At 58.7% G+C, this 15258-nt stretch carries 15 protein-coding genes; 2 read left to right on the top strand and 13 right to left on the bottom strand.

Annotated elements, in window-relative coordinates:
• Positions 1-184: 184 nt before the first annotated feature.
• Positions 185-1450, bottom strand: coding sequence for a tyrosine--tRNA ligase (gene tyrS, locus B30_RS07070; protein ID WP_009571357.1), 1266 nt, complete (start codon positions 1448-1450; stop codon positions 185-187).
• Positions 1451-1522: 72 nt separating this feature from the next.
• Between tyrS and B30_RS07065 the strand changes: the two genes are divergently transcribed.
• Positions 1523-2647, top strand: coding sequence for an anhydro-N-acetylmuramic acid kinase (locus tag B30_RS07065; RefSeq protein WP_051130594.1), 1125 nt, complete (start codon positions 1523-1525; stop codon positions 2645-2647).
• A 60-nt stretch (positions 2648-2707) separates the two neighbouring features.
• On the opposite strand, the gene B30_RS07060 is transcribed toward B30_RS07065, so the two are convergent.
• The 10 genes from B30_RS07060 to B30_RS07015 all read right to left on the bottom strand — a co-directional run bounded on the left by B30_RS07060 (position 2708) and on the right by B30_RS07015 (position 12026).
• Entirely contained in the window at positions 2708-3220 is a 513-nt protein-coding gene (locus B30_RS07060; protein ID WP_009571355.1) for a DUF1097 domain-containing protein, read from the bottom strand.
• Positions 3221-3933: 713 nt separating this feature from the next.
• On the bottom strand, positions 3934-4371 hold the full coding sequence (locus B30_RS07055) for a cupin domain-containing protein (protein WP_009571354.1): 438 nt from the start codon (positions 4369-4371) through the stop codon (positions 3934-3936).
• Between the two features lie 11 nt (positions 4372-4382).
• Positions 4383-5003 carry a GNAT family N-acetyltransferase gene (locus B30_RS07050; protein ID WP_040401997.1) on the bottom strand — a complete coding sequence of 207 codons (621 nt, stop codon included), beginning with the start codon at positions 5001-5003 and terminating at the stop codon, positions 4383-4385.
• Positions 5004-5077: 74 nt separating this feature from the next.
• On the bottom strand, positions 5078-5866 hold the full coding sequence (locus tag B30_RS07045; RefSeq protein WP_009571352.1) for a DUF4238 domain-containing protein: 789 nt from the start codon (positions 5864-5866) through the stop codon (positions 5078-5080).
• 76 nt (positions 5867-5942) lie between these two features.
• Entirely contained in the window at positions 5943-7220 is a 1278-nt protein-coding gene (eno, locus tag B30_RS07040) for a phosphopyruvate hydratase (RefSeq protein WP_009571351.1), read from the bottom strand.
• Positions 7221-7612: 392 nt separating this feature from the next.
• Positions 7613-8524: a DMT family transporter gene (locus tag B30_RS07035; RefSeq protein ID WP_009571350.1), complete on the bottom strand. Its 912-nt coding sequence runs from the start codon at positions 8522-8524 to the stop codon at positions 7613-7615.
• Positions 8525-8625: 101 nt separating this feature from the next.
• Entirely contained in the window at positions 8626-9036 is a 411-nt protein-coding gene (locus B30_RS07030) for a Fur family transcriptional regulator (protein WP_009571349.1), read from the bottom strand.
• Positions 9037-9152: 116 nt separating this feature from the next.
• Positions 9153-9986: a PhzF family phenazine biosynthesis protein gene (locus tag B30_RS07025; protein WP_009571348.1), complete on the bottom strand. Its 834-nt coding sequence runs from the start codon at positions 9984-9986 to the stop codon at positions 9153-9155.
• A complete protein-coding gene (locus B30_RS07020) occupies positions 9983-11251 on the bottom strand; it encodes a cation:proton antiporter (RefSeq protein ID WP_009571347.1) in 1269 nt (422 codons plus the stop codon). The genes B30_RS07025 and B30_RS07020 overlap by 4 nt, the downstream gene beginning before the upstream one ends.
• 55 nt (positions 11252-11306) lie before the next feature.
• Positions 11307-12026: an endonuclease/exonuclease/phosphatase family protein gene (locus B30_RS07015; protein WP_332835016.1), complete on the bottom strand. Its 720-nt coding sequence runs from the start codon at positions 12024-12026 to the stop codon at positions 11307-11309.
• 104 nt (positions 12027-12130) lie between these two features.
• On the opposite strand from B30_RS07015, the gene B30_RS07010 reads away from it, so the two are divergent.
• Entirely contained in the window at positions 12131-12799 is a 669-nt protein-coding gene (locus B30_RS07010) for a hypothetical protein (protein WP_009571345.1), read from the top strand.
• Between the two features lie 19 nt (positions 12800-12818).
• Here the strand turns inward: B30_RS07010 and B30_RS07005 are convergent, their stop codons facing one another.
• Positions 12819-14219, bottom strand: a complete 1401-nt coding sequence (locus B30_RS07005) for a protein adenylyltransferase SelO (protein WP_009571344.1) — start codon at positions 14217-14219, stop codon at positions 12819-12821.
• 37 nt (positions 14220-14256) lie between these two features.
• On the bottom strand, positions 14257-15213 hold the full coding sequence (locus B30_RS07000; protein WP_009571343.1) for a nucleoside hydrolase: 957 nt from the start codon (positions 15211-15213) through the stop codon (positions 14257-14259).
• Between the last annotated feature and the right edge of the window lie 45 nt (positions 15214-15258).

Genomic DNA, 15258 nt, shown 5'->3' with positions numbered 1-15258 from the left:
CAGTGCAATCCGTGGACAGTGAGAGGGTTTGGAATAGGTCATAGACCCAATATGTCTTGTGCTGCCGCAGCATTCAAGTTTCACGGGCGGGTCCAAATGCACATTCGAGTGAGCATAAAATGCCGCGCCCAGAGGCATAGGGCGCGGCAGGCCGTTCACTTTATGGTCAAACCTGACCGGTGTTTCAGGCTTTCAACGTCACCAAAGCGTGGCGCTTTTTGCCCGCTGAAAGTTTCAGCGGTGTACCAAGATCGGCGGCAGTGATCAAAAGACCTGCGTCTTTGTGGTCGGCATCGTTCACCTTGGCGCCGTTGTCGGCAAACAAGCGCTTTGCCTCTTTGCCCGTGCCCACAAGCCCCGAGCGCACAAACAGTTGCACGATGGAAATCCCGTCGCCAATCTCCTCGGCCGAAAGTTCCAACGTCGGAAGGTCGTCGCCCATTCCGCCCTTTTCAAACACTTCGCGTGCCGTGGCTTCTGCCGCCGCTGCGGCCTCAGCCCCGTGCAAAAGCGTAGTGACCTCATTGGCCAAAATGATCTTCGCCGCGTTGATGTCAGAGCCTTCCAACGCGCCAAGACGCTCACATTCCTCCACCGGCACTTCGGTAAAGAGCTTCAAAAACCGCCCGGTGTCCGCATCCGTGGTGTTGCGCCAGAATTGCCAGAACTCATAGGGCGACAACATGTTGCCATTGAGCCAGATGGCCCCGCCTTGGGATTTGCCCATCTTGCGGCCATCAGAGGTGGTCAAAAGTGGTGTGGTCAGGCCAAAGATTTCATTGTCCAGCACGCGCCGGGTCAGGTCGATCCCGTTGACGATATTGCCCCACTGATCCGATCCGCCCATCTGCAACACACAGCCATAGCGGCGGTTCAGTTCCAGGAAATCATAGGCCTGAAGGATCATGTAGTTGAATTCGAGGAAGGACAGGCTTTGTTCCCGGTCCAGACGTGATTTCACGCTCTCAAACGACAACATCCGGTTGACCGAAAAATGCCGCCCGATGTCGCGCAGGAACTCAAGGTAATTGAGCTGATCCAGCCATTCGGCATTGTTGAGCATGAGGGCACCATTTTCAGCCGTCGTGCCATCGTCCTTGTAGTCGAGGTAGCGCGCAAACACCTTTTGCATCCCGTCGATATTGGCGTCGATCTGCTCAGAGGTCAGCAAAGGCCGCTCATCGGCACGGAACGAGGGATCGCCCACTTTGGTGGTGCCGCCGCCCATCAGGGTGATCGGCTGGTTGCCGGTTTTCTGGAACCAGCGCAGCAACATAATGTTGAGCAGGTGCCCGACATGCAAGGAGGACGCCGTGGCGTCATAGCCGATATAGGCAGTGACCATCCCTTTGTTCAGATAATCGTCCAGCTCTTGCAGGTTTGTGCAGTCGGCCAGGAACCCGCGTTCAATGATGATACGCAGAAAGTCTGATTTGGGATGGTAGGTCATCGGTCACATTTTCCGTTCAAAGGGTCAGCGCGGCCTGATATATCCGGGCAAAGGCCAAAGGGAAAGAGTGTCATGCGCGGTATCAGTAGAGCAGAGCCAATCTGGGTGGCCGGATGTATGTCCGGCACCTCGTTGGATGGGGTCGATGTGGCCATGGTCCTGACCGATGGGATTGAGATTTTCGAATTCGGCGATAGCCATTTTCGACCCTATTCTGAGCCGGAACAGGCGCTGTTGCGCGCCGAACTGGGAGGGTGGTCCGCCTCAAAAGGGCTGTGCGAGCTGATCGAAACCGCCCATGCGGAAGCGCTTTCAACCCTCAAAGGGGTTGATCTTATTGGCTTTCATGGTCAAACACTGGCTCATGATCCCGACATGGGCCGCACCTATCAGGCTGGCGATGGCGCGGTTTTGGCCGAGCTGTTCGACGTGCCTGTGGTGTGGGATTTTCGCAGCGCGGATGTCGAAATGGGCGGGCAGGGCGCGCCGCTTGCGCCGTTTTACCATCACGCTTTGGCCCGTCGCATCGGTGCGACGTCCCCGATGGCTTTTCTCAATATGGGTGGGGTTGGCAATCTGACTTGGGTCGACCCGCGCGTCGCCGATCCGTCAGAGGCGGGCGCTTTGCTGGCCTTTGACACTGGTCCTGCCAACGCCCCGGTCAATGATCTGATGCGCGAACGCCGCGGATTGGCCTATGATGCCGATGGCGCTTTGGCCGCCAGTGGCACGCCCGATATGGCCGCCGTGTCGATGGGGCTGGAGCTTCCGTATTTTTACAAAATGCCGCCCAAGTCTCTGGACCGGAACGATTTTCACGGCATCATAAATGCGGTTTCAACTTTGACAGATGCCGATGCCGCCGCCACCTTGACCGCCTTCTCTGCCGCCTGCGTTGCCCGCGCGATGGAGCATTGTCCCGCCCCACCGAGCGCGCTGTATGTCACGGGCGGAGGGCGGCACAACGCCACTTTGATGACCATGCTCGCCGCCGGGGTCGCCGGTGATCTTGAGTGCCCGGTGCTCCCGGTGGAAGAGGTCGGTTTGGATGGCGATATGTTGGAAGCACAGGCCTTTGCCTTTCTCGCCATGCGCGTCAAACGCGGCTTGCCGACCTCATGCCCTGCGACCACAGGGGTGCGGGCGGCGATTGGCGGTGGGCGTGTGTCGAAACCCGGCAGTAAGGCTGACCCGTAAGGTTTGGGCAAAACACCCCCGATCCATGGTGGACGGGGGTGTTTTGTCGTTCGGACCGCTTTAGGCGGCTTCGGCCGCGTCCGATTTTGCGGTCAACAGGCCTGCACCCTTTTCAGAGACAAAGCCAAACAGCGTGCCGATGATCATCGACACCAGAACCATCACCGTGGCCTGCGCGGATGCGACCAGATCGCCAATCGCCACGCCGGACAAAAGCGCAAACCCTGCGGTTGCGGCATAGCCATAAACCGCCGCCGGGATGGTGGCCAAGGCCGGAAGATGCGCGCCCAGCACAAGCACCACAACCGACAGGCCAACAATGATCGAGGTGACTGCGACCGAACCGCCAACCGTTGCCACAACAAACAAGGCGGCCGTGGCGACAACCGCGCCCCAGGCGTGGTTGATGGCGCATTTGCTGATGGAGGCGGCGGTGCCCCCGGTGTGATAATAGGCGCCCCAGCCAATAAAGAGCGCCCAAACCTGTAGGCCCAATCCGGTCCCAAGGCAAAGATATGTGGCGACCGACGCCAGCACGCCGATAGAAATCGCCAAAGCGTTGATAAGATTCATGTGACTTTCCTCCCAGTCTGTTCGAGGCGCTTTGCCCTGTGGTCTACAGGTTCTTCTCAGCGCGCCTCTTGATGTGAGCCTAGAGGGACGGGATGTTTCGCGGCTATCGGGACCATGGTGGGTCGGGTCTTGCGACCGACCCGACCAAAGGCGCGAATGCAGTTGCGGCATGAACTGGCCGATTCTATTGGAAAGCTATTGGGAAAGATCAGAGTTTGACAGCTGAGATGTGGAACGTGGCTGGCGGGCAGGCAGAGTGGCGGTTCCCCCCCAGCCCCTCCTGACCGACCAGCGCTTACTCCACCAACCCAACGGGACAGGTAAACACACCACACGTTCCCGCACTCTTTAACTGACGCTAAGTTAGCCTTGCGTTAGTTTGGGGCTAGTGTGGAAATCCTTACCTTTGGGGGGAATGGGCGGGGAAAAAGACTGTGGATTTCCCCGCTGCTTTGCCGGGAGGGCGTCATGTAAGGCCATTGTCATTGCCGCTGGTGTTTGTTTCCTGTCCCATGGCGCTTCCCATAGCCTTCGTCTTTGGCCGCCTTCCGCCGTCAAGAGGCAAGGCGGGCGTAGGCCGGGAAGGGTACGGGACTGGATGGCGCATTTTGCTTTGGTTTGGCCTTGGCGTTTGTGGTCTTGCGGGACGTCTGGCCTGTTTTCTCCTGTCCTGACGAGTGGTCGCGCGCGTTTCCCGGACTGATCGGCGCGGCTCACGCGCGGGCGATGTCAAACCCAACAGGGGCCAGTTCAAACCCCTCAAACCGGAAGCCGGGCGAGACGGTACAGCCCACCAGCGTATAGTCGCCTGTGCTGCGGGCGGCCTGCCAAACCCCTTTTGGAACAATCCGTTGTGGCTCTTGGCCCTGTGCGAAATCGGGTCCTAAAATCACATCCCGTGCCGGACCGCCGTCCGTTTCAGACAGTGACAGGATCAGCGGCGCCCCGGCGTAGTAGTGCCAGATTTCGACCGCATCGACGCGGTGCCAATGGCTGTTCTCGCCCGCTTTCAGTAGGAAATAGATGCAGGTTCCCGCCGGACGTGTGCCGTCTTTGGCCTTTGCCACCCATGTCTGACGAAAATATCCGCCCTCGGGATGGGGCTGTAACTTCAGGCGCTGGATCAACGCTTCGGCGGTGGGGGTGTTCATGGCAAACGCTCTCAAATCTTGGGGATATGGCCGGCCGCATCGCCCCGCACCGGGCCATTCATGCGTGGATCGTCCATCACCTCGATGGCTCGACCATAGGGCACAAAGCCCGAACGGATGTAAAATCCCACCGCCTGCGGGCTGTCGAGCGTACAGGTGTGCACGAACAGCCGTGTGATCGGGCGCTTGAACGCCAAATCCAGCGCCCGCTCCATCATCCACCGCCCAGCACCCGTGCCGATCAACTCTTTCGACAGGCCAAAAAATGTCAACTCCGTGTTGTCCGGGTCGCGGAAATCCAATTCCAACAGCCCCAACGCCCGCCCGTCTTTGGTCAACGCAGAGACCTCAACATCCTTATGATGCAGGATCGCTGCCAGCGCCGCATCCTCCATATACAGCCGCGAGAACCACAGCCAATCCTCGCCGACCGCGCGATACAGCCCGCGATACCACGCCAAATCCGCCGCCTCATGCGCCACCAATGCCACGCCCTCAGGCTCCGCCACATCGCGTGGCGCGGGACGACTGGTCATCTCAAGATAAGTCACCACCGCCGCCAGCTTGCCGGAGGGGAGGGGGTGGATACCGTCAGGAAGAGGCGAGGCGGGGAGAGGGGATGTGTGGGTCATGGGTGGACACTGTCGCAGGATAGCCGGATTGGCAAGATGTGCATTTTCAAAACTTGATAGCCCAAGCTTTCACGTTAATTACCCACTCCAAACCGTTTAGAGAGCTTGGATATGAGAGGTTTGGAGCGTCCTGCGAAACTTGTACTTTGCGCAGCCCATCGCACATTCCAACTCAGCATTTGGCGGCTATTCAAAAGTACGGTTTCTCCGCCTTTCCAGCCTGAAACGAATCCAACTGCAAGTTTTGAGCCGAAGGCTGCCCACAATTCTACTTTTCCATCTTTAAGGCCGCCTGATTTTGCCCCTCTATTTAGTAGGCGCAATACAGGATTACTGCCGACAATGAAAATATCTTTGGGGTTTGACGGTTTCGCAAGGACAACTGGTATCTTTGACAGAAAATCGAGAAGGTCCTTGGGTTGGTCACGCAAGGCCGCGACCCGGATATTGTCGATTTGCTGCATCGAATACTCTGCTTCAGAGGTATGACGCTCTAACATTGGTCCGTGTACATCGGGGGAGCGAAACATGTGATTGAAAAAGAACTGGATAAGAATTTTCTCTTCCTCTTCCGTCAATGCATCCGGTAGTGCTGTAAATTGAGACTTCAATTTTCCTACAATATCGGGAAGATAATTCTCGAATTCTTTATCGTAAAATTTCTCAAGTGATTTGTTTTTTGTACCATCATGCATGTGAAATGTGTTCAGATGCTTTTTGTAGAAAATGCTGCCTATATTTCGTTGTTCAACGCCTTTTTCTGGTTTTTCTTTGTCGTAGAAAAACAGGTTACGTTTGCCCGAAATTGCGAACTCTTTGAGAAGACCTTTGGGGATATAGTGATGGTCATTGTTCTTGCTCATGCTTGCCAATTCCCACCATTAACAAAAAGCCCCACCAATCTGGCGGGGCTTTTCTCATTCCGTCAAGCATTGACGCTTATTTCTTCAAAATAGACGTCCCGGCATATTCCGCCGTTGCACCCAACTGTTCCTCAATGCGGATCAACTGGTTGTATTTGGCCATCCGGTCCGACCGCGACAGGGAGCCGGTTTTGATTTGGCCACAGTTGGTCGCCACGGCCAGATCGGCGATGGTGGCGTCTTCGGTTTCGCCCGAGCGGTGCGACATCACGTTGGTGTAGCGGGCGCGGTGGGCCATATCGACGGCTTTGAGGGTTTCAGACAGGGTGCCGATCTGGTTGACTTTGACCAGCATCGAGTTGGCCACGCCCTGAGCAATCCCATCGGCCAAGCGCACGGGGTTGGTCACGAACAGATCGTCACCGACGAGTTGCACGCTGTCGCCCAGCTTCTCGGTCAACAGTTTCCAACCGGCCCAATCGTCCTCGGCCATGCCGTCTTCGATCGAGATGATCGGGTAATCGGCACAAAGCGCGGCGAGGTAATCGGCGTTCTCGGCGGAGGTCAAAGATTTGCCTTCGCCCTTCATTTCATATTTGCCATCGACGTAATATTCGGTCGAGGCGGCGTCCAGTGCGAGGTAGATGTCCTCGCCGGGTTTGTAGCCGGCTTTCTCGATGGATTTCATGATGAAATCAAGCGCTTCGCGGGCGGAGTTGATGGCGGGCGCAAAGCCGCCTTCGTCGCCGATCCCGGTGTTGTAGCCCGCCGCCGAGAGCTCTTTTTTCAACGTGTGGAACACTTCGGAGCCCATGCGGATGGCCTCTTTGATGTTCGCAGCGGAGACCGGCATGATCATGAATTCCTGGATGTCGATCGGGTTGTCGGCATGTTCGCCGCCGTTGATGATGTTCATCATCGGCACCGGCAGGATGCGCGCGGCGGACCCGCCGATGTAGCGGTAGAGCGGCAAGGCGGAGTAATCGGCGGCGGCTTTGGCACAGGCCAAAGAGACGCCCAAAATGGCGTTGGCGCCAAGGCGGGATTTGTTCGGCGTGCCGTCGAGTTCCATCATCACCGCGTCGATGGCTTCCTGCTCGGTCGCGTCCATGCCGACCAGCGCTTCCAAAATCTCGCCATTGACCGCAGCCACAGCTTCCAAAACGCCTTTGCCCATGTAACGGGATTTGTCGCCGTCGCGTTTTTCATTGGCTTCATGCGCGCCGGTCGAGGCCCCTGACGGCACAGCGGCGCGGCCCATGGTGCCGTCTTCCAGAATGACGTCGACTTCGACGGTGGGGTTGCCACGGCTGTCAAGAATTTCGCGGCCGATGATGTCGATGATGGTGCTCATGGCGGAGGTCCCTTTGTGAGATTGGGTAGCATGGGTGTTCGGCGCAAGCCTCGCGCGTCACGTTGGTGCTTTGATACCAGTCAAGACGCGCGCGTCAACAATTGAGCGCTAACATCGCGCGCTTCTTTGAGGGTTGTATGACAGAAGTGGCGTTAGCGGTAACTTATTTGGGTCAAAGTGGGGAGATTGGCGTAAGTAGATCGTCATGGTTTGGGCAAATGGTGAATTTGAGCCCTATGCAGACTGACCTCACTTTGGCTTGTCCTGCGCATACTCAGGGGATTTGACGCAGATTTCATAGACGAAGTCTTTTCTATCGTCGCAATCAACTCGGCATATTTCCGTCGCAGATCACGCCTTTCATCCATGTCTTCAATTCATCAGGACCCCGCTCAAAACCCGTGCGTTTGTACTTCCTCGCCAAGTGTCGCCACCGAAAGCCGCGCCAGTTTGCGTTCGCGCAGATAGGCGTAGAGGCCGGAAGCGATGATCAGCGCGGAGCCGAGATAGGTCATCAGATCGGGTCGTTCGCCAAACACCGCGATCCCCACCAACATGGTGAACACCAACCGCGTGTAGCGAAACGGGGTGACGGCGGACGCATCGCCCAACCGCATCCCTGCCACGATACAGGCATAGCCAATGGTGCCAAACACGATCCCGGCGAGAACCATCAGCGCCTCAGGGGCATCGGGCATCAGCGGCGGTGTGCCGGGGGTGAGCGCGAGCATTGCGACAGATGCGACTGCGACCGTCAGATAGGCCTGAAACGACACGACATTGGAGGGCACAGCGGCGTCCATGACGCGGGTCATCAGGTCGCGGATCGCCACGGACAGGACGGCCACGAGCACCCACAAGGCCTCGGGTTCAAAGCCGGAAAGTCCGGGGCGAATGATCATCAAAACCCCGACGAAGCCGATGACAATCGCCACCCAGCGCCGCCAGCCGACCGATTCATTCAAAAACAACGCCGCCCCCATGGTCACCACCAAAGGCATGGATTGAAACACCGCGCCGACGGTGGAAATATCCACCAAGGACAGCGCCGTGGCAAAGGACAGTGCGGCAAAGGCTTCGGTCCCGGCGCGGGCCAAAATCACCGGGCGCCAATTGCGCCGGGCAAAGATCGCATTGCCCTTGATCCAGGCGATAATCCCAAAGACGATACAACTCCCGATCGCGATCAACGCCAAAATCTCGCCCACCGGCAGGGCGGCAGAAAGGCGTTTGATAAACATATCCTCGACCGTGAAACTGGCCATAGCGGCGACGACGAGAAGGATGGCATTGAGATTGTTCATCGGAGCGGACCTTTGTGTTGCCCTCCCGATTGCCGTGTTCTCGTGCGTCTCGCAAGCCCGCACCCCGGATCAAAGCCGCAGATGGGGGGTGCAAAAAGGGGTCAGGGCTTTTTGCGCACGCCGTATAATTCAAAGCGATGGCCCTTGAGATCATAGCCTAGCCGGTCCGCGATCTGTTTTTGCAGGGCTTCGATTTCAGGGTCGACAAATTCGATCACTGCGCCGGTTTCGATGTCAATCAGGTGATCGTGATGGGCGCGATCTGCCGCCTCATAGCGGGCGCGGCCATCGCCGAAGGCCAGCTTTTCCAAAATCCCGCGCTCTTCAAACAATTTCACCGTGCGGTACACCGTGGCCAGCGAAATACCCTGATCCTTGGCGGCAGCGCGCCGATGCAATTCTTCGACGTCGGGATGATCCTCAGCCTCCTCCAACACGGAGACAATCACCCGACGCTGTTCGGTCAGGCGCAGCCCCTTGGCCTCGCAACGAGATAGGATCGTGTTAGACATCGGGCCTCCGGGTCAATGTGGCTCTAGGGTAGGAAAACGGGCCGGAATGGTCCAGCCCAGTTTTTGATCACACGGGTTGAAAAGGCGTGTTGCGGCGCGCGGCCTGTGCGAGGCAGCTAAAAGCAGAGCCGCCCTTGCATCATCCGGACCGCGCGCCCTTCGATGGTCACGGCCTTTGGCGTGGCAGTCACGGCGATGCGCGACGGTCGCCCCATGTCTTCGCCCTGGTGGATCATCAAAGCCAGATCGCGCCCCTCCACCTCACAGAGCAAACGCCCTAAAGCCGCTGCCGCTGATCCGGTCGCCGGGTCTTCGGGAATATTGTCCAGTGGCGCAAACATCCGCATGTGGATCGTCTCGCCATCGCGGACATAGGGCGCCAGGGCAAAATCCAACCCCTGCGGATGGCGGGCGTGACCGTCGCGCAGGGCCGCAATGTCGATGGTGATGCGTGACAGCGCCTCCCGTGAGGTCAGTTCGACAAAGGTAAAGGCCAAGCCCATGCTGGCCATCACCGGGGCGGTGGCGAGATCGGACACCATAAGGCCCAAAGCGCGGGTCACCAAGTCGGGGGCGGGCTCCGCGAGGATGTCCAGCGGCTGCGACGCGGTAAACGCGGCCGCGCCGTCTCTGGCCTCAGCCGCGATTACGCCAACAGGCAACTCCAACCGCATCCGTGGCCCGTGCCCCAACTCGCAGAGCGCCACAGCCGCGCCGATGGTCGGATGCCCGGCAAAGGGCACCTCCATCGTCGGCGTAAAAATTCGGAGACGTGCGGTGTTGCCGGGGTCTTGGGGCGGCAAAAGAAACACCGTTTCAGAGTAATTGAATTCCCGCGCAATCTTTTGCAACTGATCCTCGGGCAGATGTGCCGCATCGGGGATCACCGCCAAAGGATTGCCGCCAAACGGGCGATCGGTGAACACATCATAGGTGAGATAGGTCGTCATACATCCAACCCCGGTTCGCGGCCCATGCGTTTGGCCAAAGGCGCAACGGTCAGGCCCTGAACGATAATCGAGAACACCACGACGATATAGGTCGCGGTCAGGATCACCGGTTTCCATTCGCTGTCCGGCAGTGAGAGGGCGAGGGCGACCGAGATGCCGCCCTTCAGCCCACCCCATGTCATGATCGGGATGGTGCCTTTGGAAAAACTGCGGAAGGGTTTGAGCAACAGCACGGGCACGGCCACGGCGGTGAGCCGGGCCAAAAGCGCCAAAAGCACCGCCATTGCACCGCCCAAAACCGACGACATGTCAAAGGCCACGGCAAAGACTTCAAACCCGATCATCAAGAACAGGATGGCGTTGAGAATCTCGTCGATCATCTTCCAAAACGCATCGACATAGCGCCGGGTCTCTTCCGACATGCCGTATTTCGCGCCGACGTCACCGATCAACAGCCCGGCACAGACCGCCATGATCGGCGCGGAGACCTGTAGCGCCACGGCAAGCTCATAGCCACCAAATGCCAGCCCGAGCGTGATCAACACCTCAAGCGCGTAATCGTCAATCAACCGCATGACGCGGAAGGTCAGCCAGCCCAAAACGAGCCCCAAAAGCGCGCCGCCTATGGCCTCCTGAGCAAAAAGTTTTGCCGCGCCCTGTACCGCGCTGTCCGCATTATGCGTATCGCCATGCCCACCTGTCGCGCCAAAGGCCAGCCCAACCAAAACAAGGTAAACCACATAGCCAACCCCATCGTTGAACAGGCTTTCTCCGGCGATTTTGGTCTCAAGACTTTTCGGCAAAGACGCCTGACGCAACACACCCAGAACGGCCACCGGATCGGTCGGCGAAATCAGCGCCCCAAAGGTGAGCGCGATCAACAAAGGCATCCCGGTCATCCAGCTAAAGCCCACGCCAACCACCACGGTTGAAAGGCCGACCCCCAAGGTGGCCATCAAAAACACTGGCACCCATTGCGCCCGCAGATCAGAGATTTTGACATGCAGCGCGCCTGCAAACAGCAACAGCCCCAACATGCCCTCCAGCAACGTGTCCGAGAAATCAAAAGCCATGACCTCGGTGCGGATGGTTTCTTCGACCAGGGAGGCGGGGAAAATCGCGTCCAAGCCGATGATCACCAGCGAGGCAATCAGGGCGACGACGAGAATGCCGATGGAGGACGGGAGTTTGAGAAACAGGTAATTGATCGCGCCGAACGCGCCTGCGAGGACGATCAAAAGCGAGGCGATTTGCAGAAGTGTCATAGGGGAAAGCCTTTGCCAGTCAATGCCGTCTGTTTAACAGGCGAGGCGCGCGCGCCTAGGGGAAAATATGCGCATCCCGCTGTGCCACATCGGCCCAGATCGGCAAATGATCGGAGGCCCGGCGCGACAGGACCGTTTCCATCACCCCGGCGTCGCGCATTTCAAGCCCCTCGGTCAGGGCGATCCGGTCCAGTGCCGCCATCGGGCGGGCGGCGTGAAAGCTGCGACCGGGGGCGAGAATGTCAAAGGTGGCGCGCAGTGGATCAAGGCCTCTGTGCGCGGACCATTCGTTGAAATCGCCAAGGATCACGGTGGGGCGGGTGTCAAACGCGTGCAGCTGATCGAGAATGGCATGGAGTTGCTTTTGCCGCGACGACCGCAACAGCCCAAGATGCACCCCCACAATCCGCAGCCCCGGCACATCAACGGCCACCGCGCCGCGCGCCTCCAACCCCGGCAGGGTGAGCCGATGCGTGGCCTCCGCCACCGTCCCTTTGCGCAGTAAAATTGCATTGCCATGCCATCCCAAAGACACCGGGGAGGTGTTGAGGGGAAGCGCGACAAAATCCGTATGGGTGTCGATCATCCGGGCGGGCAGGGCGGCCGGGCGCGCGCCCAGTCGCATGTCCGCCTCTTGCAGCGCCACCACATCGGCCTCCATCGTGTTGATCACATCCAGGATGCGTCCCGGCGCGCGCAACCCATCGGTCCCGCGGCATTTGCGCAGGTTATACGAGGCGAGGCGCAGGGCGCCCATTTCCTTCTTCGTCATCATATGACTAACATAGGAACGCAGGCCTTGGATTGCATCCCATCGCAGAGGTCTTGTTTGGGCTGCCCCTTATGTGCGGCAGTGCGGCGCGACAGTGAAGGACAGATATGAAACGGTTGTTCAAAAACGCCAAATCTCAGCCATTGGTGATGCGACTGGTTTGGCTGGCGCTGATCTTTGAATTTTGTGCCGGGCTGATCACGGCGCGCTACGCGTCGTCCTTTGTGGCGCTCGGTACTTTTGGGTTGACGCTTTTGCCGCTGCTGTTTGCAAGCCGCTACCACATTTATGTCCCGCGCTCTTTCATGGCGGGGATCGTGCTGTTCCTGTTTGCCACATTGTTTTTGGGCGAGGTGGGCGATTTTTACAATCGCTATTGGTGGTGGGATGTGGTGCTGCACGCAGGCTCCGCGCTTGGCTTTGGCTTGATCGGGTTTGTGGCGATTTTCATCCTGTTCCAAGGCGACCGCTACGCCGCACCGCCTTGGGCCATCGGCATGTTTGCCTTTTGCTTTGCCATGTCCATCGGCGCGCTTTGGGAGATTTTTGAATATGCTATGGACCAAGCCTTTGGCACCAACATGCAAAAATCCGGCCTACAAGACACGATGTGGGATTTGATCGTCGATGCCGGCGGCGGTTTGATTGGGGCCATCTCAGGCGCGCTCTATGTGGCGCGCGAGCGGGGGTCGCTGTTCGCGGGCCCGTTCGCCGGATTGTTTCGCGATTTCATCACCCGCAATGCCCGTTTGTTCGGCAAATTTCGCTCCAAATAGACGGGCTTGCCCAACTCCATTAGGTGCCGCAGAACGTCTGTGCCACCACCTCATCCTCGGCAGGCGGTTGGATCAAGTCGCGGTCTGCCTCCGCCAGATCAAATGGCGTGGACAACACCCGCACCAGCCGTAGGGCCAGACTGTCATCGCCCGCCAAAGAGGCTTCAATCGCCTGTTCAATCCGATGCGTGCGCGGGATCACGGCGGGGTTGGCGCGCGCCATGTGGGCGGCAAAATCTGCGGACCGCCGCGCCTCCCAACGCTCAGACCAGCGATCAAACGCCTCGCGATCCAACAGCCAATCCCGCGCAGTGCCGTCCGACAAGCCACGGAACACATTGGTGAAATCGGCCCCGTCCTGGGCCATCAGGGCCAAGAGGTCCTGGACCAAGGGCACATCGTCCTCGGCAGCATCCGCAAGGCCAATTTTCGCCCCAAACACCCGCCGCCACTCGGCCTGATAAAGCATGGGAAATCGGTTCAACACCTCGGACAGCGCGTCAATCGCCTGCGCTTGCGACCCAAGTTCGACCTCCATCAACGGCACCAAACACGACCCAAGCTGCGCCAAATTCCAATGCGCGATCGAGGGCTGTTGCTCATAGGCATAGCGGCCCTGTCGGTCGATTGAGGAATACACCGCCTTGGGCGAATAGCCGTCGATAAAGGCGCAGGGACCATAGTCGATGGTCTCGCCGGAGACGGCCATATTGTCGGTGTTCATCACCCCATGGACAAAGCCCAAGCCCATCCATTTGGCGATCAATCGCGCCTGGGCTGCAAGGATCGCCTCATATAGGCCCAGCGTGCCTTTTGCTTCGGGGAAGTGCCGGGCGCGGACGTGATCGGCGAGAACACTCACCGCTTCCACATCCTCCTGCGCGGTGAAATATTGAAACGTGCCGACGCGAATATGGCTGGCCGCGACCCGTGTGAGGATCGCGCCGGGCAGGGCGCGTTCGCGTTGCACCCGCGCGCCGGTGCGCACGGCGGCCAAGGCGCGCGTGGTCGGAACCCCCGCAGCATGCATAAATTCGCTGACGATAAATTCACGCAACACCGGACCGATCCACGCCCGCCCATCGCCATTGCGCGAATAGGGGGTGCGGCCCGCGCCTTTGAGGTGGATGTCAAATCGGCCATGCTCTGTGACAGCCTCACCCAACAACACCGCGCGCCCGTCGCCCAAACGTGGCGACCAACCGCCAAACTGATGCCCGGCGTAGACCTGTGCCAGAGGATCGGCCCCGTCCGGGATCACATTTCCGGCAAACACCGATGCGTCCCAATCGGAGGCACCCAACTGCGCCGCAAGCTCTGCGTTGAACAGCACCATCTCGGGGGCGGGCACCTCTTCGGGGGCGATCTTGGTATAAAACCGCTCCGGCAGTCGGGCGTAGCTGTTGTCAAATTGGACCATGTCGCGCCCTCCGTTTCGTGTCACGCGTTTACTTAGCTCATCCGTTCAGCCGCGCCACCCTTTCGGTCAAAAGCGCGAAAAACCCGTCCGCATCAGCCTCCGCCATAAACATTGCATTTGGCGCGCGGTTTGTGACCCCCCACCAATCGGCAACGGTCATGCCACGGGTCAGATCGGAATGGGTTTCAATCTCGACATTGATAAACCGCCCCGAAAACAACTCGGGCTTGATCAGATAAGCGATCACGGTCGGGTCATGCAGCGGGCCGCCCAGCGAGCCATATTTTTCGACATCGAAGCGCTCAAAAAAGTCCAGCCACCCGGCCACAACATCGCCCAGATGGGTGCCAAAGTCGCGAAAGGCCTGAAGGCGCGGAGCGGTCACCAGCACCTTATGGGTGCAATCGAGTGGCATAACGGTCAGTTGAACGCCAGATTTAAACACAATATCAGCGGCTTCCGGGTCAACGTAAATGTTGAATTCGGCGGCAGGAGTGACATTGCCGACCTCAAAATATGCACCTCCCATCAAAACGATTTCCTGAACCTTTTCAATAATATCCGGCGCCTTGTTGAATGCTGTCGCAATATTGGTCAAAGGCCCCAAAGGACAGAGCGTCACCGTGCCCGCAGGTTCCGCTCGCAACGTGTCGATGATGAAATCGACGCCGTTTTGATCCTGGAGCGGCATCACTGGATCGGGCAATTCGATACCGTCCAGCCCGGTCTTGCCATGCACATGCTCCGCCGTTACCAACGTGTGCGCCAGCGGGCGGTCGCAGCCTTCAAACACTTTGACATCGGGCCGCCCGGCCACTTCGCAGACCTTGCGCGCGTTCTTTGCGGTTAAGGCCAAAGGCACGTTTCCGGCGACCACGGTGATGCCGAGGACGTTCACCTCTTCGGGCGAGCCAAGCGCCAAAAGGATCGCCATGGCGTCGTCTTGGCCCGGATCGGTGTCGATGATGATATTGCGGGGGGAGTTGGGGGACATCGCGCGCCTCTTAGGTGTTTCGTCGAGGCGCAGGATGTCTTGGCA

Origin of the sequence: Celeribacter baekdonensis B30 (assembly GCF_000299875.1) — a bacterium.
In the GTDB taxonomy this organism is placed as follows: Bacteria; Pseudomonadota; Alphaproteobacteria; order Rhodobacterales; family Rhodobacteraceae; genus Celeribacter; species Celeribacter baekdonensis_A.
The sequence above is the reverse complement of the archived record's forward strand: the minus strand, read 5'-3'. Positions and strand labels throughout refer to the sequence as shown.